The sequence below is a fragment of the Butyrivibrio sp. NATIVEDY162 genome (assembly GCF_045999815.1).
In the GTDB taxonomy this organism is placed as follows: Bacteria; Bacillota; Clostridia; order Lachnospirales; family Lachnospiraceae; genus Butyrivibrio.
In genome coordinates this window covers 96,565-118,371 of record NZ_CP172573.1, presented here as the reverse complement: position 1 = coordinate 118,371, position 21,807 = coordinate 96,565, and the positions used below count along the sequence as shown (strand labels likewise).

The 21,807-nt window shown below is 39.3% G+C and carries 13 protein-coding genes; 3 read left to right on the top strand and 10 right to left on the bottom strand.

Annotation, left to right across the window (positions count from 1 at the left end; all coding sequences use genetic code 11):
- Positions 1 to 8 precede the first annotated feature (8 nt).
- Positions 9 to 1,478, bottom strand: coding sequence for an AmmeMemoRadiSam system protein A (gene amrA, locus ACHCNF_RS00420; RefSeq protein WP_408070830.1), 1,470 nt, complete (start codon positions 1,476 to 1,478; stop codon positions 9 to 11).
- A 161-nt stretch (positions 1,479 to 1,639) separates the two neighbouring features.
- Here amrA and ACHCNF_RS00415 point away from each other — a divergent pair, with 161 nt between their 5' ends.
- Both ACHCNF_RS00415 and ACHCNF_RS00410 read left to right on the top strand, forming a co-directional pair.
- Positions 1,640 to 2,221, top strand: a complete 582-nt coding sequence (locus ACHCNF_RS00415; RefSeq protein WP_408070829.1) for a DUF4234 domain-containing protein — start codon at positions 1,640 to 1,642, stop codon at positions 2,219 to 2,221.
- A gap of 30 nt (positions 2,222 to 2,251) precedes the next feature.
- On the top strand, positions 2,252 to 3,517 hold the full coding sequence (locus ACHCNF_RS00410; RefSeq protein WP_408070828.1) for a riboflavin biosynthesis intermediates N-glycosidase: 1,266 nt from the start codon (positions 2,252 to 2,254) through the stop codon (positions 3,515 to 3,517).
- 11 nt (positions 3,518 to 3,528) lie between these two features.
- On the opposite strand, the gene ACHCNF_RS00405 is transcribed toward ACHCNF_RS00410, so the two are convergent.
- Positions 3,529 to 3,879, bottom strand: coding sequence for a hypothetical protein (locus ACHCNF_RS00405; protein WP_408070827.1), 351 nt, complete (start codon positions 3,877 to 3,879; stop codon positions 3,529 to 3,531).
- Positions 3,880 to 4,096: 217 nt separating this feature from the next.
- On the opposite strand from ACHCNF_RS00405, the gene hflX reads away from it, so the two are divergent.
- Entirely contained in the window at positions 4,097 to 5,422 is a 1,326-nt protein-coding gene (gene hflX, locus ACHCNF_RS00400) for a GTPase HflX (protein WP_408070826.1), read from the top strand.
- A gap of 2 nt (positions 5,423 to 5,424) precedes the next feature.
- Here hflX and malQ read toward each other — a convergent pair whose 3' ends face one another.
- The 8 genes from malQ to ACHCNF_RS00360 all read right to left on the bottom strand — a co-directional run bounded on the left by malQ (position 5,425) and on the right by ACHCNF_RS00360 (position 21,796).
- Positions 5,425 to 6,948 (bottom strand): 4-alpha-glucanotransferase, encoded by a 1,524-nt coding sequence (gene malQ, locus ACHCNF_RS00395; protein WP_408070825.1) that lies wholly within the window; start codon positions 6,946 to 6,948, stop codon positions 5,425 to 5,427.
- Between the two features lie 193 nt (positions 6,949 to 7,141).
- Positions 7,142 to 9,841, bottom strand: a complete 2,700-nt coding sequence (locus tag ACHCNF_RS00390) for a hypothetical protein (RefSeq protein ID WP_408070824.1) — start codon at positions 9,839 to 9,841, stop codon at positions 7,142 to 7,144.
- Between the two features lie 262 nt (positions 9,842 to 10,103).
- Positions 10,104 to 11,756 (bottom strand): aminoacyl-histidine dipeptidase, encoded by a 1,653-nt coding sequence (locus tag ACHCNF_RS00385; protein WP_408070823.1) that lies wholly within the window; start codon positions 11,754 to 11,756, stop codon positions 10,104 to 10,106.
- Between the two features lie 277 nt (positions 11,757 to 12,033).
- Entirely contained in the window at positions 12,034 to 12,675 is a 642-nt protein-coding gene (locus ACHCNF_RS00380; RefSeq protein WP_408070822.1) for a sortase, read from the bottom strand.
- Positions 12,676 to 12,790: 115 nt separating this feature from the next.
- Positions 12,791 to 13,978 carry a Cna B-type domain-containing protein gene (locus ACHCNF_RS00375; protein WP_408070821.1) on the bottom strand — a complete coding sequence of 396 codons (1,188 nt, stop codon included), beginning with the start codon at positions 13,976 to 13,978 and terminating at the stop codon, positions 12,791 to 12,793.
- 5 nt (positions 13,979 to 13,983) lie between these two features.
- Positions 13,984 to 14,862: a class C sortase gene (locus ACHCNF_RS00370; protein WP_408070820.1), complete on the bottom strand. Its 879-nt coding sequence runs from the start codon at positions 14,860 to 14,862 to the stop codon at positions 13,984 to 13,986.
- Between the two features lie 232 nt (positions 14,863 to 15,094).
- Positions 15,095 to 16,531 carry an isopeptide-forming domain-containing fimbrial protein gene (locus ACHCNF_RS00365; RefSeq protein ID WP_408070819.1) on the bottom strand — a complete coding sequence of 479 codons (1,437 nt, stop codon included), beginning with the start codon at positions 16,529 to 16,531 and terminating at the stop codon, positions 15,095 to 15,097.
- 126 nt (positions 16,532 to 16,657) lie between these two features.
- The gene (locus tag ACHCNF_RS00360; protein ID WP_408070818.1) at positions 16,658 to 21,796 is read right to left on the bottom strand and encodes an LPXTG cell wall anchor domain-containing protein; all 5,139 of its coding nucleotides are present in this window, start codon (positions 21,794 to 21,796) and stop codon (positions 16,658 to 16,660) included.
- Positions 21,797 to 21,807 lie beyond the last annotated feature (11 nt).

Here is a 21,807-nt window from a genome sequence, read left to right as displayed (position 1 = left end):
TAATGATATTATAAGTGTCTGACCACTTCAAACCTCTCCAGGCTTATCTCCTCCCCCGCAGGTATCCCCGCCTTCTGGCAGGCTATATTGATCTGCTGATTAACACTTTCTACACCATCAAGATTCGGTAATAGCAGACCTCGCTTATTCCCACTTGTCACTATAACCCCATAGCGCTTTACATCAAGCTTATCTGTGGATGATATTGGCTCAGGCTCAGCAAGTACATCTACACTTATTTCAAGCCATGGAAGCTCATCGATTGTTATCATTGGAAATCTCGGATCATTAGTTCCCGCACTAATGGCATTTTGTAATATTTCCTCTGCCACACATTTGCAAGTGGGAGCTATAGTGCCGATGCAGCCGCGGAGGGCTCCGTTTTTATGTATGGAAACAAATGCTCCTGCGGCCTCATTTAGCATTTCATCCGGAAGCTTTTCAAACTCAGTGCCTCTTAAGTCTGATACATGCAAAGTTTTTCCGCCACTAACATAGTTCTCAAGAGAAAATCTCGCAAGTTTTACATATATGTCCTCATCCCTCTGTCTGCTCTCAAGCTCCGAGAGTTTTTCTCTTCTCCACTCCTCAAGAAAATGTCTCGTCTCATCAGGACCTCCGACTTCATATGTACATATTCCATATCCAACACCAAAGGTTGCCTCATGCACCAGTTCCTCTGCTTTTACAGAAAGCCCATCCAAAGCACCTGCCATCATAACAAAGGATCTGTGACCACACTCCGCTGCCTTTTCGCAGAAGCCATCCTCAAATTCAAAAAGTTCTTTGAAATCTCCTCTGCCGCATACATCCATAATTCTCTCATCATACTGAGGCCCCTCTGGTGCAAAGCCATAAGGTCCATCCTCTTTCATTTTGTGAGAAAGGTCACCACTTGCTATGTAAACAACCCGCCTTCCTGTTTTATTAACCGCTTCCTGAATAATCTGTCCCATCTGGTAGTGCAGTGCAAGCGGAAGGCCTGAAAGTCCGATCCTGACAAGCTTAAAATCCGTGTATTTTTTGCATATAAAGTAAAGCGGTATTAAAGTTCCATGATCAAGAGAAGAATCTCTCTCCCCAAGGGTTCCTGCCGGAAATTCATGGAGAGCCAGGCCACCCTGACCTTTTTTCTCCTTATCTGTTATGTTTTTAGCATCCGGACCACCTTTTTCTGCTATTTTGCATATCTCATCCACAAGCTCCTCATCATATTCCGCGTCGAAGCTTACTTCATCAGCCTGAAATCTTCCCATATCCCCAAAGGCAGAACTACCCGGCGAAATATGAAAATAATCCGCATACATAATGCTATGAGGACTGGATATTATAACAGTCTCCGGTTTTAACTCAGCTATTCTGTCAGCCACCTTTTCATAGGCTTCTGTGACATTACTGATTTTCTTCTCCTCACCGCGTCCAACTTCCGGAAGTATGATAGGCGGATGTGGTACCATGAAAGCTCCTAAAATTGGCATGAAAACTCCCCCTTTTCTGTGCTGGCCAGTTATATCCTGTTTGCTGAAAAATACAAAATGCTAATATACTAAATATAAATATTTATTGTTACGATAAATTATACACTATCTTATGATATAATCATTAAGAACAATTATATATCAGAGAGGAGATCAGAAAAATGTTTTGTCCAAATTGCGGAGCTGAGAATTCAGACTCTACAAAATTTTGCACAAATTGTGGTTCACCACTGAGTGCTCAGAATCAGGATGCAGGTTTTACACAGCAGCCTGAATCAAATCCTAACGGCTTTGATACAGCCAATATGGGCTTTGATCCTTCAGGCAATCCTGCAGGCTTCAACCCTCAGAATGATGCAAACGGCTATGGTTATCAGCAGCCCCAGTTCTATGGCGGTGCAGGTATTACAGGAAGAAGTATTGCTCTTGCTATTATTCTTACTATTGTAACATGCGGTATCTATGGCATATACTGGTTCATCGTTCTTACAGACGAGACTAATCAGCTTAGTGGACGTCCTAATGAGACTTCAGGTATTGTAGCTTTCCTTCTTACATTCATTACCTGCGGCATCTATGGTTGGTATTGGTCTTATAAGCTTGGCGAAAAGGTAGACGCTATCAAGAATGAACCTAATGGTAGTTCTTCTATCATCTTTATCATTCTTCAGATTTTCGGTCTTGGTATCGTCAACTATGCACTTGCACAGGACGCTATCAACAAGGCAGTAAACTTTCAGTAATTACAGATAATAATGTTTATGGGGGACAACATGATTCACGTAATTCAGGGAGACATAACAAAGGTAACAGGTTTTGATGCAATAGTTAATCCGGCTAACAACTCACTTCTTGGGGGTGGCGGTTTAGACGGTCTCATACACCGCGCTGCAGGTCCTCAGCTAAAGACAGAGTGCCGCAGACTTAACGGTTGTGAAACAGGCGATTCAAAGCTCACTCTTGGCTATAATCTTCCCTGCAAATACGTGATTCACTCTGTCGGACCAATCTGGATGGGCGGTATGGCCGGTGAAGAGGAGCTTCTTACCTCCTGCTACACCAGTGCCATGCGCATTGCCCTGTCAAATAATATTAGAAAAATCGCTTTTTCTTCCATTTCTACAGGTGAATATGGTTATCCTTTGGATAAAGCCGCTAAGGTTGCTATCTCGATTGTCTCTTCATTTATAGCAGAAAATCCTGATTCATTTGATGATATCTGTTGGGTTGTTGCAGACGATCTCGCCTTTATGGCATATTCGGAAGAGATTAAAAATGCTGTTCCCACAAAGGAAGAAAAAAAGGAAAAGCCTGCAAAGAAGTCAAAAGGAAAGTCCAAGGCAGGAAAATCCACTGATTCTGCATCAACAAGTTCAGATGACAAAAACGCCAAGGCTTTGGATTTAGATGATGAAAATAATACAAATGATGTAGTCCCGCCTGTTTTTCCAAAAGCGCCTTACAACAAATATCACCTTGACTGGCTTATAGATGAAGTCGGGAATGGTTCAGTACATACCTATGTGTGTTTCTATCTGGCAGAAAAGAACAATGATTATTGCGAGCTGTCTCTTTGGTATAAAGGTGAGCCAATTTTCATAAACGGTAGACGTTACTACACAGCCCTTCAGTATATTATGGCTGAAAAAGCTCTTCTTTTTAACGATTTCATTTCTTATAAGAAAATAATCAATGAATCTGATCCAGCGATTTGTCAAAAGCTCGGTGACAGTATCAGTAATTATGATGATAACATTTGGAAAAACAGCTATCGTGAGATTCTTTACAACGCAAATGTCGGTAAGTTTTTATCGGACAAAGCTTTCGCAGATGCACTTATGTCTACAGAAAAAGCCATACTTATAAATGCAACACCCGATGATGACATATTGGGAGCCGGTATGGATAAAGAAGAATTGCTTTCAGATAGCGGAATGTTAAAGGTTCCGCCTCAGAACTGGCATAAAAGTGATTCAGACTTTCAGGCCAAAAACGAGCTTGGATTTGTGCTTATGTCTGTAAGAGACGCTTTTTGCTAATAAGGCAGCTTTTACTTTGTAAGGCCATCTTCCATGGCCTTTTTTACCTTTTCATCCATCGCATTATTCATCTGATCAGTTAGCATATCCATTATTCTGTTGCTACCTTTTGAGAAGGATAATGCAGAATGTGATGTTTTCATTTTGCCATATTTATCGTCATCCCTGTGATTCATTTCATAGCTTTGGCGCATAGTCTTATCGAGAGTTCTCATAGCCTGAAGAGAATCATAGACATCAGAAAATTCAGACCCCATCTTCTCTTTCATTTGATTATCCTGTTTCATGATTTCTCCGGAACCTAGCTTGTCCAGGTAAAAATCTGTCATTTTATTTATAGATGATGATAGATCATAGCTCATAAAAATCCCTCAAAAAAATCAAAGCATATCAAATAAATCCACTTATTATATCGGATAGATTTTTCTAAACTTAATCTTCTGAGTGTAGTTGTTTGTCACACACCATTAAACACCTTATCAATAAAGCGATTTGCATATATAATATTTTATAGTAAGCGTCATATATATCTGTCGTTTACGATAATAATCAAACTTTATTTCAAGGAAAATAACAAAAATGAAAGCGACAGAAACATTCGATACATTAGTAAGCATAAATATCCCAAAGGCAATACTTGTGGGTCTGAATCATACCTCCCGTGATGAAAAGAGTTTTGAACACTCTATGGATGAATTAGAGGCATTGGCTAAAGCCTGCGATTTGGAGCCTTCCATGACCATAACACAGACACTTCCCCACCCTGACCATGCTACCTTTATAGGAAGCGGAAAGGTTGAGGAGCTGAAAACTCTTATAAATATGGTTGATGCTGACATCATCATCTTCGGAGACACCCTCTCTCCTATCCAGCTGAGAAATCTTGAGCGTATACTCGATACTGAAGTCATTGACAGAACAGGTCTGATACTTCAGATTTTTGCAAAAAGAGCAAGAACACGGGAAGCACGTATGCAGGTTGAATACGCTCAGCTTCAGTTTATGTTGCCAAGACTTGCGGGGATGCGCACTGAACTCAGCAGACAGGGTGGTGGCAGTGGCAGACTATCCAATAAGGGTGCAGGTGAAAAAAAATTAGAGCTCGACAGACGCCGCATTGAGCAGCGCTGTGCCGAGCTTCGAAGAGAGCTTGAAAATGTTGAGCGTGAGCGCGATACGCAGCGCGCAAAGCGTATGAATTCAGATATACCACGCATATCACTTGTAGGCTACACAAATGCAGGTAAATCAACGCTGTTAAATTCCTTTATAGATGCCAGTCATATCGAGGACAAGGACAACAAAAAGGTCATGCAAAAGGATATGCTCTTTGCGACTCTGGATACAACCGTCAGAAGGATTGAACTCCCCGGCCACAGGCCTTTTCTCCTGTCAGATACTGTAGGTTTTATCGATGAACTTCCCACAACCCTTGTAAAGGCATTCCGCTCAACTCTTTCAGAGGCGGTTTATGCTGATCTGTTATTAGAAGTCATCGATTTTTCAGACCCGGATTATATGACACATATAGAAATAACAGAGAAAACTCTTCAGGATATTGGAGCTTCTAAAATCCCGATCATATATGTATTTAACAAAGCCGATCTGGTCGCAGGAGGTTCTGAACACCGTTCCATGACCATCCCCCATGTAAGGGAGGACAGAATATATATGTCAGCCGAAAACGGCATCGGCCTTGATAACCTGGTAACCATGATAGAGAACACCCTTGAGGGCGAAAAAGTCGACTGCGAATTTGTGATTCCCTACTCTGATGGTGCCGCTCTTCATGATATTACATCGAGATCAGAAGTTTCTGACACGGAATATCTAAAAGAAGGCACCCATATAACACTAAAATGCAGTAAAAAAATGGCACTAAAATACATTAAATATTCTGTTTGATTTTAATTATTCATATTCTCTTTCTTAGCAGGGAGAGCTATCGGAACTCTGCTGTAGGTTTCAGTCATAAGTCTGATACTTTGAGCTAAGTCTTCGGAAAGGAAGTTGGGGGTAAGTCTCCACTGCCAGTTATTATCTGAGGTACCAGGCGTGTTAATTCTTGCCTCTCTTCCTTTGCACAAATAATCCTGAAGCGGAACTATACACAAATCCGCCACAGATCTGTATGCTTCGCGAATAATATCCCATACGAAAGCTCCATAGTCAGTGTTTATTGAGTTTACATAGCGCCTTGTGAAATCCCGCTCGCCTTCACTTATTTCCTGAACCCATGCATAGGTTGGGGTGTTGTCATGAGTCCCGGTATAGACCACGCAGTTTCTGGTATGCCTGTGATTTACATATATACTGTCCCAGCTTGTAAATCCATACTGCAGCACCTTCATTCCGGGAAAACCGGAGTCCTCAAGCAGCTTGGTATTCTCCTCTGTTGTTGTTCCCAGATCTTCAGCTATCATATTAAGCTTTCCAAGCTTTTTTTCCAAAGCTTTAAAAAGATCCATGCCGGGTCCTTTCATCTGCTTACCGTTAACTGCTGTTTTTTCACCATATGGAACTTCATAATACATGGAAAAACCATGAAAATGATCTACTCTGATCACATCAAACCACTGATAATTTCTCTCAATTCGCTTAACCCACCAGGAATAGTTATCTTTTTTCAAAGCATCCCAGTCATACACCGGATTCCCCCATAACTGTCCTGTAGGTGAAAATGCATCCGGAGGGCAGGCTGCAACAGCCTTGGGTATTAAATCCTCATCCATCTGAAAAGCTTCCGGGTGTGCCCATACGTCTGCACTGTCCATAGCTACATAAAATGGAAGATCACCTATTATCTTGACCTTGTGATTCAGAGCATACTCATGAAGTTTTGCCCACTGCTCATCAAATAAAAACTGCTCAAAATATATAAAATCAATTTCTTTCCTAAACTCTTTTCTTGCCTTTTCAAGAGCCTTTGCATCCCTTTTTCTAAGATCATCCGGCCATTCAAGCCAGGATTTTCCCTCCTTAGCAGCCTTTATAGCAACATAGAGTGCGTAGTCCTCAAGCCAGTATTTATTATTTTCTATATACTTCTTATAATCTTTACTCTTTTCAGCTGGCTCAAATCGTTCATAAGCCTTTTTAAGAACCAGACTGCGATTATTATATAATTTACCATAATCAACTTTTTCAATATCAGAACCAAAATCAACACTATTGACCTCATCCCAGGTTAATAATCCTTTATCAATCAGGTCCTCCAATGAAATAAAATACGGATTCCCCGCAAACGCAGAAACCGGCTGATAGGGAGAATTACCAAATCCCGTTGGACCGATTGGAAGCATCTGCCAGTATCCCTGATATGATTTTTCCAGAAAATCAACAAATTCATACGCTTCTTTTGAAAAACATCCGATTCCGAATTTAGAAGCCAGTGAAAACACCGGCATAAGAATTCCACTTTCTCTATGCATAATAACTCCCCTCCGCGAAAACTTTTTCATATTTACGTTATCGAATAAACATCAAATATTTATCCCAATCCTATGACTTCTTGAACGCAAAGATGAAAAAGCGTTCAAGAATCTATATAAATATTATATAACTCAATTTAAAAGAGCGCCACCGAAGTGACGCCCTTAATCTACTATAATATGTCAGGAAAAATTACTCTTCTTCCTTTCTTTTCTTTCTGCTGATGAAAAGCAGAATAACAACTGCAGCTGCTGCCCCCATTAAAATGAATATTCTGGCAGTGTTTGTTGAATCCTCTGTATTAGCACTTCTAGCTGCGCCGAGAACTGCAGGCTGCTCTGCAGATGTACCATTCAAAGGCCTAATAGCACCAAGCACCTGAGGTGTTTCATGGTTAGGATCATTGTTAGGATCCGGATTAGGATTAGGCTTAGGTTCATCATCCTTCTTTATGCGTGCAGAAAAGCCATCAGAAGTGACTCTATATTTCTGCTTCGGCGGATCCTTCGGATCATCCGGAGGATTGTTTTGCGGATTATCTGTTACCTTAAGGGTGCCATACTGCACTGAGAAATTATAGTTGATCAGCTTAACGTTATCGCTTAATACATACTTAAATGTATTTTGAGTGCTTCCAACGTCAGTCTGTGATGCAAATGTATTGTAGGTCGCACCTTCACCATCAGCAAATCCATCTTTATTCACAGTTACACTTTCAGCTGTAAGAGGTGTTCCGTCATATACTTTCTCAGCGGAAGGAGAAACAAACTCAACATCTCTGGGGAGAACATAAAGGCGTCCGATCTCCTTTATATGTTCATCAGCTGTTTCTTCGTTCTTCTCTACCCCTGATGCAGCAGGAGCATTGTTCTGAATTTCTTTTTCTGCAAGGCTGGTGTCAACATCAAATGTAAACCAATCATTAAGATCCCCAGTCATTCCTTCAACACTTGCCTTAACTTCTGTCATATCAAGCATAATGGGATAGTAATCTATTCCATCATTTTCTACGGTTCTTACGTCCTTACCATGACCACCTGTAACCTTGAGTCCGCTTACAGTAACATCAAGCATTTTTCCGGCTACATCAATTGCAACTGTCTGAGGTTCAATATATCCCTTAGAACCGTCTTCATCCGTTTCTTCGGACTCATTCTTCTCAGCCTTATTCTTCTCTTTTTCAACGCTTGTATAAATATGGACATTCATATTAGCTGTCTGCTCATGTCCATTGTACTTCACAATTGTTATAGGTCCCTGACCGTCTGTATCAGGAGTAATAGCGATTTTTATCTTTACTTTTCTGGTCCACTTTGCGTAAAGATTAACGTTATAGCTTATATTCTCGAATTTATCGCCAACTTTTACTTCGTCGCCACTGCAATCAGGTGTCATATACCATCCTGCAAAGAAATATCCTTCAGGAGCATCAAACTTAACATCTCTTACGGTGTATGTAGTATTGTTTACTCTTTGTCCATCTACTACAGGAGTAGCATTCTCCTTTTTACTCTCAGCAGGATAATTTGAGTTATATGTTACCTTTGCAGCCGGATAGCCATCAATATGATATCCATCATCCTCAAGCTTATATACATACCAAACAACGTCCTTCTCTGTAAGCTGCTCTGTATTTTCTATAGGATGATAAGTATTCTTAAGATAATTATTTATTGCTGTTATTGTAGAAGCCGGAGTTTTATCATAATCAACGTTTTCTCTTACCAAATCTGAATATGATCCGTCAGGGTTCTTATACTCGCACTCACCCTCGCCATCTTTATCTTCGTAAGCAGCATAGTAATTCCACTTGCTCTCATCTTCAACCAACTCAGTTAAATGTTTTTTTACTTTACCAATCCATTCAATCCCTGCAGGATCATAATGAGGTTTTCTATCACTATGATCACCCTTGGGCTGAGGTCCAAGTAAAGTCTCACCTGTCTTTAAGATATAAAATGCAATGTCTTTTTCTTTATTAATTCGACCGAAATTAGCTGTATATACTGCATTGTCCTTAAACAAATCACCTTCAGGAGTGAAGTCTTTGGAAGTAGATACTACATTTCCATTTTTATCTGTCCAATTTAAGAAATAATTGCTCTGATATAAAAATACAGATACTTCTTCAGGCTTTGTCATTTTGGCGACATATTTATCGCCTTTTCTGGAACCATTATAAACAATAGATCCCATACCTTTTCCTGCTATAAAAGTGATGGTAATCTCTTTTTCTTCCTCCTCAGGAAGCTCAGCTGAACCATTTCCATCTGTCACTTCAGGAGCTACAACAGTATTCTCACCATTTCCATCAGATACTCCATCAGCCGGAGCTTCTTTTTCATTTGCAGCAGCTGCATCGGCAAAATCATCGACCAGGCTGTCATCAGACTGATCATTAGCAGTCTTGTTTTCTTCTAAAGTAGGTGCATCTTGTTGAGCTGCTACCTCATCATCAGGTTTTGAAGCTTGTTCTGCAGGTTGCTCTGTTTCTTCCTGAACATTATCCACTACTGGTGCCTGTTCCTCAGGCTGAGCATCTTGTTCAGTTGCTGCCTCTTCATCAGAAACCGCTTCCTGTTCTGCAGCCGGAGTTTCTGCTGTACTTCCATCCTCTGTTTCGATTGTTTCCTCAGTTAACAAAGGCGCGTCAGCGTTCTCTGTACCCTGAGTATTCTGGCTGTCAGCATCCGCAGTTACATCTCCGCTTTCTTCAACACTCTTGGCTTCACTTATATCCAGGTCTCCAAGTGATGTAGTACTCACAGGAGCCACAATGGGTGCTTCCTCTCCTGCCCTTACACCAATGCTATTATAGTCAGATGTTATTGCTGAGGATAACAAGGCTATAGCAAGCACTGCAGTAAGTTTTCTTACGATTCCTTTCTTCATTATATCCCTCCAAAACTTTTTTATTTTTTCATACACGAATACTAATCTATTATACCCCTCACATTTTTTGATGATTCTACGAAATATGCACAGTTCTGTTCATATTCCGTACTTGACAAAACACGTTATTTATGAGCGAAATACTATTGCAAGCAAAAAGCCCCTCTGTCAAGAAACAATTTTGTAAATATCACAGAAAAATTATTTCTTGCAGAAGGGCTGCTTTTTATATTTTCAATTTTTGCTTAAAACATCATATGTTTTAAAGTTCTTTTAACACTTCACATAAATACTCCCAGGTTCTCTTAGTGGAAGCCACGCTAAGTTTCTCCCCAGTGGAATGAATATCCTGCATATCAGGTCCTATGGAAACACAGTCAAGATGTTGGATTTTTTCAGAAAAGAGGCCACATTCCAAGCCTGCATGAATGGCTTCAATCCTGATATCCTTTTTGTACAGTTTCTTAAAGACTTCAGCCATCTTATCACGAAGAGGCGATTTTTCAGCATATGCCCATCCGGGATACTCACCAGTTATCTCATAGATTCCGCCAAATCCTTCAATTATAATCTCCATCTTTCGAAGAAGTGCTTCCTTGGCAGGAGCAATGGAACTTCTTACAGAATAGTCAAGCAGGAATGCCTCCTCAACTGTACCGGAACTTTGGCTTGCTGCCTCTTTTCCCTCGATTGCTCCAACATTGCTGTTTACAATCTTGAGTATTCCAAGATTAAGTGATGTCTCAACCAAGCCATCTATAGAAGCACTCATTGCCTGAACACCATAAGGCATTGCACAGATACATCTGGCAAGCTCTATTACTTCAGAACAGGGAATTACCCCTGACACAACTTCTCTCTTTTCATGAGTTTCTGTGTATGCATCCACACTCGAATCAAGGTTAACCGATGCCATATTCGATATATCAGTTTCTTCAGGCGGAAGGCTTGTTTCTACAACCTCTTCTACAACTATTGAAAGTCCCGGATCCCTTGATCCCAGTTCAGCCTTGAACTCTTCCTCCACCTTGTATGCAATCGAAGACATTTTCCCAAACAAAGAGAAAAACGATACATCAGGTCCCTGTATATTTCCATGCATTTGAGATGCAAGTCCCATAAGCAAAAGCTCAGCTTCACAATCAGAAGCTATAGCATTGTCCGCAACACCACCATTAATGCTGATAATACCAACCTCAAGAGCATCTGTAATCTCGAGAAGCAATCTTCCCATGATTACATTGGCATTTCCTCTGCCTTTTACAATCATTTCTCCTGAGTGTCCTCCCTGAAGGCCCTTAACATGGATTTTAACCTTAATTCCACTCTTATTTTCTCTGCTTATCGGCAGATATCCATGAAAGCGTGCTCCGCCGGCGCAGCTAACTATCATTGCGCCTTCTTCCTCATTATCTATATTGATCATTCTTCTTCCGGTTATATCATCACATTTAAGTGCCATGGCGCCATCCATTCCGGTCTCTTCATTTGTTGTGATGATAACTTCCAACGGAGGATGAGGTATCTTATCGCTATCCAAAAGTGCCAATGCGTAAGCAACAGCTATTCCATCATCGCCGCCCAGGCTCGTCTTGTCCGCCCAAACAAATTCTCCATCCGTCTGTACTTTAAGGGCATCCTTCTCCATGTTGATCTTAGCGCCCTTTTCACATACAGCTACCATATCCATATGCCCCTGAAGTATAACAGGTTCATGATTCTCATACCCCTTTGTTCCGGGCTTCTTGATTATTATGTTAAGACTCTTATCCTGTCTCACATACAGATTTCTGTCTTTTGCAAATTTCACCAGAAAATTGCTTATCTTTTTTAAATTTCCGGATCCGTGAGGAATATTGCAAATCTCCTCAAACCATTTAAAAACTTCTTTTGGTTCTAGCTTTTCAAGTGCCATTTTCTTTTCTATCCTTTCAAATATTTCTAATAAGCCATTCATGTAACTGTTTATAATTTTCTTGCTCTGCTTTGAAATAGTGGTGATAATTCACCGTCCGCAATTACATATTGTCTGTATTGGCATAAATGGCTCTATCCTCTAAATTTCCATATACTATAATACCACATTTTTGCTTTTCCTTAAGGTACCAGAAAGATTTTGGCTGAAAAAATCCGGTTCGAGCCCCCACTCAAACCGGAATGTACAAAAAATATTATATTTTTCACTGGTATTTTTAATTTTCAGTAATAGCGTTTTGAATTTCCTTTGTAACTGAATCTCCTGAGCCGGGAGCTATCATCTGTACAAAGTCACACCGAACAGTCACACGGCTTGCTCCACCGATAGTACAGGTAAATACTGTAAAGTCCCACTCGCCTTCATCCATGGCATCCACATCATAAGTTCCTATTTCCTCGATGTATGTCACTTCATAGTAATACTGGCGTCCATCTATATCCGTAACTATGATAGTATCACCGGCAACAAGGTTTTTCAGATTACCAAAATGTCTCTGATAATTATGTCCTGCTACAATAAGATTATTGTCGTAAACAGATCCCTTATATCTGCAGGGAGAAGTCTTCGCATTTGTGCTTGACCATTCCTGCTGAATAGGAAGTCTGATATCTATTGCAGGAATAGCAATTATTCCTATGAATGACTGCCCATTGACATCAACTGATTTCATATCACCGGTCGGATTCATATCAATCGGAGTGTTAGTAATCTGTGCTTCAACGCCTTCTAGCAGCCCTGCCGCACTGACCCCAGCTGCCAAATCCTCATTTTGGTTATGTACCACAATGTTTGCTGCGATTCCAAAGCATATGAACCCAAGCAGGATCATTATTCTTCCCTTTGTGATTATTTTCATGTTAAGCCCACCTTTATATCTGAAAGTAAGCCCCACTCTTTTACCCATAATATATATGAGCAAATAACTTTTATCTACCTTTACTCTCCGCCACCAACATTTGCGTTATCAGGAATTATTTCCTTTTTCTTTCACTTCTAAAGCCAAGAAAAATAAGTATTATTCCAACAATAGCAAGAATAGGAATAGGCCACCAAAGCTGACCTGTCTGAGGAAGTCTGCGAGCACCTAAAACTTCCGGAAGTTCGTCCGATAACCTTCTGATAGCGCCAAGAACACCTCCATCGTCAGGCGTATCATTGTTCGGAGTATCAGGCTCATCCGGTGATCCCGGGTTGTTAGGTTTATTCGGCTTATCCGGTTTCTTCGGTTTTTCAGGCTTATCCGGCTTGTCCGGTTCATCCGGTTCCTTTGTGTTTACTATGACAAAAGTATTTTCATTTCTTGAGATCTTGGATGTATAATCATCCGTATTCATAACCTCTTCAACTGTAAAAATATGTCCTTTTTCTGATTTCCACTTGTATTGCCAGTTATTATCATTAGAAAGCGTAACTGTCTCCAGAAGCGTACCGTCACAGTATATTTTCACATCAATGGATAAAGGCCTGTTCGCAGCTCCGTCATCAACCCACTGCTTAAATACCTGATATTCTTCCGGATCTCCCTCTAGCTTTACAGCTTCTTTCTTTGGAATCGCAATTACATCATAATATGCGTTTGTCCATGTGCCATCCCATCCATTACCCTGATTTTCCTCGAGATTATTAGGTCCCGGAACTACAGATAAGAAGTCCCAATATTTATACTGAATATCATCTATTACTATAGGATCATTGATGCCCAGATAAAGACCCTTATCAACTTTTCCAAGTCTTGCATATCCCTCAGAATCTGAAGTACCGATATAGCTTGGCTGAACAGAATTCTCATTTGCAATAATAACGGCCTTGGTAATTATTCCATTCCATTTGTCCTGATCCGAGATTGAATACATATCTGTAATCTCTTCATCAAGCTGATCAAAAGGAGCAATCAATGTAAAAGTTCCATCTTCTGATATGGAAGCCATTTTATATACCTTGACATTAACTCCTGACATTTTTCCATAGGCAGGTATCTCACCGGATGCATCAAACGAATAGTAAACTGATAAAGTAGTATCCCTGCTCATATCGATTTTACCAAGGGATTTACTATCCTCTGAGCCGGCAGACACAGCTGTCGGAATCATCATAGCCAACGTAAGTGCCGCCAAAGTGCCACCTATAATCAGCTTTTTCATTTTCTTGAAAATCTTCATAAAACTTACCTCTTAGGCCTGCGCAGATCATCTACTGTCGCAGCCTTTTTCTTTTTACCATGGTCTGATGTACTGGCAACAAACCAAATAAACAGAACTAATATAACCGGTCCTGCAATAAATGGCGCAACTACCAGATTATTTACCTTGGTTGCATCTGCAGGAACTATAAGCCTTGTTTCTTCATTATAATCAACACGCTTGCCCCTAACGAGCATTCTGTGAGTATTGACACCGTAAGGTGTACAAGTCACAAGCGTGACATAGTCGTTGTTAGGATAAATCGTCAAACTCTGCGTCTCTTCAGGAAGAACAATCTGAATGTTATCCACCTGATATGCAAATGTCTGATTCATTATATGCAGTAAAAACGTATCTCCTTCTATCATCTGGTCAAGCTCAGAAAAAAGCTTGGCTGAAGGAAGCCCTCTGTGCCCGGACAATAGCGCATGTGTACCGGTTGTTCCGGTAGGGAGCGACGATCCCGGTATATGACCTATTCCAACCTGTAAAACAGATTCAGTTACATCATGATAGATTGGCAGGTCGACACCAATCTTTTCAATCTCAATATGTCCCATTACTCCGGTACCGGTGGGATCCAATGTGGCATGATACTCTGCCAGTTCTTCATCCGAGAGGTTAAAGTTCATACCTCTGGATTTAATTTTTTCATTATATTCTTTTGCAGCAGTCCAATATTGCTCATAATCTTCTTCTGTCATAGAAGCCATAAGCTCTTCGTAATTAGTTACTGTCCTGCTTTGGTTCTTAGTATTAATATAATTACTTACAGACGGATACAAAAAAATCCCAAGTCCTACTATAAAAATTACAGCAAATATGAGGTTTGGTAATTGTTTTGCAAATCCCTTGCTCTTCATCTAAAATCCATCCATTTTTTTGCAAGAAAACAGCGCATCTTAATACTACTGAAAATCTGTATCTCAGAGCAGGCGAATGAGCCTGCTCTACAGATACAATTTGTCTCTATATTCGCTGTCTACAGAAACAAGATTCAATATTCCAGTAATTACTTTTTTGTGAAAATCTTTTCCAAAAATAATATGTCTTTAGATGACAACTATTGCCATCTTCTCTTCTGTCTGAACAATATTATTCAGCATCACTCTTTCTGCGTACTACAAAGAATACAACAGCAGCTACAATAAGAAGCCCACCTATGATGTAGAAAATAGTAGTACCAATTCCACCTGTAGAAGGAAGAACTGCTCCGGAATTGTTACGAATCTTTGCTGCGCTGTCAGCATCCTTGTTAGGTGTATAAGTGCCTCCGTTGTCCTCGACAAGTGCAAGCGGTGTAGTTCTATCAGCCTCTGCAGGAAGGTTATATCCGGCAACAGTTTCTGTCTCATATATTGTATATGTTGTCTCTACGTTGCTAAGACCTCTTATTACGATAAAGCCATCCGCATCTGTTACGATCTCAGCTGATCCATTTGCATCAGGGAAATAGCATTTATTTGTCGCATCATAAGAAACAGGGAAATCAACATTATTAGCCTTTAATGTAAACTTAACACCTTCAAGTTTATTAGACTCCTCAGCTCCGCCATACTTATAAACTATAGTTTTATATGTAAGGAACTTAACAGTGTCTTCTTGATGATATTCTCCATAGTCAAGTGTTACATCATTCTGCTTACTTGAAGCTATTACAGCATCAGCTGTTACTGTTGCAGAGAAAGTAATTGTAGCGGAAGCATTAGATCCATTATTAGCAGCAAATTTATAACCAAATGTAGCACCCTTAAGGTCTTCTCCTGATAATGCGATTCCATTATAGCCTGTAACAACAGCATCATTATTGTAGCTAAGTCCTGTAGACATTGTATCTCTGACAAAAATTTCCTCTGAAGTAGCTGCAGGAATAGTAACATCAATTGAATAGTAAATTACATCTCCTACCTTTACAGTAAGATCTTCATTTGAATAATTATCAGCAGTAGTGCTCTGCTTCTTATCTACTGTAGGATATGTATTTTTCTCGGTAATATGTACATTACTGCCAAGAGTCTGAGCTATCAGAGTTGAACCAAGTGAAGATGTTATCAGGTAGTAACCATCTGTTCCGACACCAAGCTCTGTAGATCCATCAGCATCGCCATTTACTGTTCCACTTTCAAAAGATTCCTTAATCTCATCTAATTTTGCAGCAAGCAATTCTCCACTAGCATTTTTACCAGCATCATTTGGATACACATTAAACTTTCCATCCGCTGTAGCAGTGTAGTCAAATAAACCTGTTCCCTGAAGTGCTTTAGCACGAGCTTCTGTATCGGTGTAATAAACAACAGTTCCGCTTGTAATTTTATTAGTACCCTGTTCAAGCGTTACATCATCGCTAATATCTGCAGAAAGAATTCTATACCAGGTATATGACTGTTTAGTATTCTGACTACTATCCTCACTAGTACTGTCAATAGTGATATCAGCTGCTTTAGCTGACATTGCATTGCCTGCTGTAAGTGTCATGGAAAGTGCCATGGCACCAGCAAGGATTCCAGTTAAAAATTTCTTTAGTCCTTTCATTTAAACCTCTCTCCTTTTTGAATCTTGTCTGTTATAGACGTTATAAATGTTACTTTTCTTAGGTGTTATACACCTTAGTTATATATGAGGTGCGAATGGGCACCCTGTTAAAATGCATATAGCATCTTAAACCTTTTTCTTTCTGCGATAAGCAAACATCGCTGCAGTCGCAAAAATTATCAATGCTGCTCCTGCCATAGTGTAAGGGGCTGTTCCCTTACCACCTGCCGATGGAAGAACATTCACAGTAACACTCTTATTTGTTATAGTGACTTCACCAAAATCTATGCCTTTATTAGTCATAGCATATCCGGTATCATATGTATCCACATCAGCAACAGTAATCCTATTATTGTCATTAAGAAGACTGTTAGCTTTAATCTCTGTTGCTTTACCATCAGGAGATACATATTTATATGTCACTTCACAGTTCTGGGTGTAGCTGTCTGCTTCTTTTACTGTATACTCGTAAGGTATTCCATCTTCATTAACAAGCGGAATATCAGTAACTGTGCATCTCCAGTTATTATTCGGGTCTTTATTGGAAGCAAGAACAATATCTTCTCCATACTTAACCCAATCAGCATTTCCCTTTGCTCTCTGCCAAATGCTGAGTTTCAGAGATGAATGCTTGTTGCTTTCATCATTACCTTCAGAATCAAGCCATACCTTATTTACAGTTAACTTTCCTGACCGGGTATTTGAAAATGCGACATCATTTATTGAGCCTGCTATTTTCTCAACATCAAATTCATTAGGAAAGTTCTCATCAGTTTTTTCAACAGGTTTTAAATATAAACCATATTTTGCTACAATCTCACCTTTTTTATTCGTATATGTTATATCTGCACCAAGATAATAGAAGTCCTCTTTTATAGTAGTGTTCACTCCATTATTCTTATACTTTGCAAGTTCTGTCATATTACCGGATGAATATGTCTTTTTGGCTGTAGTATATTTCTTTACAACATCAACTTTCACATAATAAACGTTTGTGTCGTATTTTACTCCATCTATTCCAGTATCTTCTTCCGTTATTTTATAGAAGTATTCACCCTCATACCTGAAGGAAATAGAACCAAAATCAGCCATAGCAGATGAAATTGCCTTATCTGTGCTTGTCGGATTAGATAAAACAACAGTAGTTCTCTCAGGACTAGGTGGTGTAACTCCCTGAATTACATTTCCTGCCGAATCCTTCGCCACACAACTTACAGGTTCAATATTGAACTTAAAATCCATATTCTTCCAAGCTCCACCTGTAAACTTTTTAACAACCCGAATAGGTCCTACCGGTATACTATAATAGTTGCAAACCTGAGCTGTCTGTGTATGTGAGCAGTTACCAACCGAAGGATCACCCACAGTAACAGTTGGACATACATCCAAATGGTGAGCCTCTGTATTACCATCTGTTGTGAGATCGGCTGAAAATACAACTCTCTTATTATTGCCACCTGTTCTGTATTTTGTTATGTTTGTTTCCTCATCTTCAGTAACATCATATTTTGTAACACGAGACCATTTTGACTGTTCTATAATCCTGGACGAGTTTGATTCCTCAACATATTCAAATGTTAATCCATCTCCAACTTCTTCAACTGTATAAGTACCTGCATTAAGTCCTGAAACAGTCCACTGAGCGCCCTGATTATATGTAACATCATATCTTTTTCCGGTCTTGGATCTATCAGCATTATATTCTACTGCATGTCCCGGTTTAGTTTCGGCATCTACAAATCCTTTAAAGATGATATATTTTCCGTTAGTTGTATTCGTAATTCTGAAGGTTACTGTCTTCAAAATGGAGTACTTACCATCTCTGACCAGATTCATTCCAAAGTCATTTATTACCATCTTATGGATTCTTAGCATTCCTCCACCTGTAGTATTGTAGAATGCAGCTTCCCTATATTTTTTATCAGCGCTACACCTATTAGGTGAAATAGCATTTGCATCCCCATAAAATCCAACCCCGGGATTTGACTCCATGGATTTCACCTCATCAGATGAAGCTCTGTAATACTTTATCTCTCCTCCTGAATAATACTTAATTTTAATAAGAATTCCTGTAGAATCTTTAGCATATCCGTCCACATCATTTTCAGTAAGCATAAAATAGTATGTGTGATCATTTTGGTAATTTTTGTCATTAGCCTTATATGAATTACCACCATAAACCATTCCCCATTCAGATGGACTTATTTTATAAGAAATCTGATATGCATTATTAGTAATTACTGCCTTCTTTACTTTTCCATCCGCATTCTTTTTCCATGATCTATGGTCGTTATCAAGCATTTTCAAAGTAAAGCTGAATTTGCCTGTAGTATTATTTCCGGCAAGTCTGTCATCAACATACTTCAGAGCAGAAATATTAACAGGTATATCATCTATAGTGTTGTTAAACACTACATCATCCGCTTTTATTCTTCTCCAATTATCTGCATAGTATTGTATTGATTCAGCATAATATATGGTTTTTGTGCCATCTCTTCTGCTATTTATACTAATTTCTGCAAGATATCTGTTTGTATCATAGCCTACCTTTGAATCGTTTCCTTTTTCCTCACTTATAAGGACGTAATACAAACCGTTTTTATTTTCAATAAATGATGAAACATCAATTGATATCTTGCTTCCGACGTTCTGACCTGTAATAACCTTATCCGTAAACTGTAACTCTTTGCTATTCATCGAAGGTCTTAACATCTTTTGAGCCTTAAATGTATATACTTGATCTGCTCCGGGCTCATTGCCATTAACAAGCTTTTTAGCTTCTATCGATACAATGGCTCCCTTCTCAGTAGTCCCAATAAAATCCCTTCTATGCGTTTCGCCTAGAATAGTCACATTTTCAGCAATAAAATTACCATTTCCATTTGTAATCGTAAGGTTTGCCCCGGGTGCAATTATCTGCCCAAAGACCTCCTGCATGTTAATGTCTTTGCCATCAACATTTGTAAAGTTGTATACCACCCTTCCGGCTTTCACTGCTTTTTCTTCACTGGTAGAAAGGATTGTACCATTCACCTTAATAACACTTGCCTTTGTAGGATAAAGGATATGTGTTACATCTGAGCAATCAATATTAATAATTATAGATTGCTGTTCAAAGTCATTTGGAAATTCAAACTTTAGTTCTCTTCCCGATACAAGACTATTCCACTGTGAACCTGTGTAGTTAAGATAGCCTGCACCGCCAACGCCGGTATATTTTATTATTTGTTCTCCGGCACTTCCTTTTACTACCTCTGCATCGCCGGATTCTGTAGCTGCCATTTTTGCTGATATAGCCTGTACTTCACTTTTTACTAAAGCCATATCAATGTATGGTGTATTGGCTGTAGATGTATCCTGAATAATATTGTACGGTGCCGATATTTTATTGTTATTTATAGAAAAGAACCCTTCATTTCCCCAAAAGCCTACAGAAACACCATCTCCAACAACAAGTGTATGATTTTCATTTGATGCCATTCGTTCACTTACAGCTGTGATTTTTTGAGCATATGAAACTTCATTATCAATATTGTTTGTTCCAAAATTTGAGCCTGCATACAGGGTATTTGCCAAAACATTACCATTTGTATGTGTACTAAGTTTGGCTGTACCAAATGATACTATATGGAAATTACCTGCCACTCCCAAAACAAGTGAATCATCATACAGTCCGCTTGTACGAAAAGCATCTTTTGTAGAATTTTCCGTGTATGTTAAAGTTCTTTCTCCCTTTGTAAATTTGTAAGTATTACCTTCCTTCCTTACAGCTGAAAAGCCAATGACAGAGAAATTATTAAGTGAGATTTCTACATTATCACCTGAACTTCCACTGATATTATCAACTTTTTCTATATCTATATCAGCCGAGCTTATGCTTGTCGCCTCTGCCGTAGAATTAACTTTTTCTTTTACTTCTTCATTTAATGGAAGATGATCAATCTCTAAATCAGTCGCACTATCAGCATCTTCAAGAATATCTGAGAGCTGGCCGTCAAGAAATTCAAACTTAATGTTTACACTGCCCTCTTTAGGCTGAAACTCAGTTTTTTCTCCTTCTATAACATTTCCCTCTTCATCAGTTTTATTTACAAAGAATCCCACATCATAGAGGAGAGTGTTCATAGCGTTATGATTCTTTACACTTTGCTCTTCACCATCATTAAGAGCCTCCATATAAGCGTCATAATTGTAGCCCTCTGTTTCAGTATTAACTTCTTTTACTATAAATTCTGCATCATCGGGAATAGCATCTGCATATTCCAAGGTAGCAATAACACGAACTTTCTCATCTTCATAGACATATTCTGTTTTATTTGTTTCAACTAATTTATATGTGAGAATAACAGTCTTATTTTCTTTAATTGTTATTTCAGCATCAGCATCATCCGTGCTTTCACTTGCTACTTCTTCTGTTTCATCTGCAATACTCTTACCTACAGTTACCACATAATACTTATATCCATTTGCATCCTGTTTAGCAGTAATCTTTTTTATCTCAGTTCCATCAACCTCAGCCTTCTTGAACTCATATCCTTCCTGCTTAGGTGCCTCCGTAGTAAAGTCAAGGCTATCTGAGAGATTTATTTCCTTCTCGTCAGCAATTGCTTCGCCCTCTTCAGTTATATAAGAAACCTTAAGAACAACATTCTCTGTGAGTTCTATCTCGCTACTGTCCTTAAGTGCATTGTCAGAAGCAACTGTGTCTTTATTCTCATCGCTTTCCGAATTCTGGTCTGCAGCGTCTTCTGTACCATCACCATTATCAACCACTTCAGAAGAATCAGCTGCTTCTGAATCAGCAGCAGTATCTGTACTTGTCTCTTCAGAGCTATTATCTGTGCCGTTTTCTTCTGACTCGCTACTCTCAGTGTTAGCATCAGCATTTTCTGAAGACTCTTCGCTTGAAGAAGAAGCGTCAGCTACATCACTGCTATTATCCTCAGAAGCTTCAACAGATTCCAAAGAACCGTTTTCTTCTACATTTTCTTCTGAACTGTTATCTGCGCTTTCAGAGTTCTGTACTGAATCAGAATCTCCTGTCTCAGTATTTCCCGAAGCGAACTCTTCAACATTCTCACCTTCAAGCATCATTCCCACATCATCAGCATTGTCTCCTGATAATGCGTTAGCCGATTTATTGAGTGAATACATCGTAACTGTCGTAACCAGAAGTGCTACGACCAGCATTATTGAGATCCATCTCTTAAGATAATTGTGCTTTTTTACATATCCCTCAACACGATTATTGTCTAAATTCCTCATTCCTTTTCTTT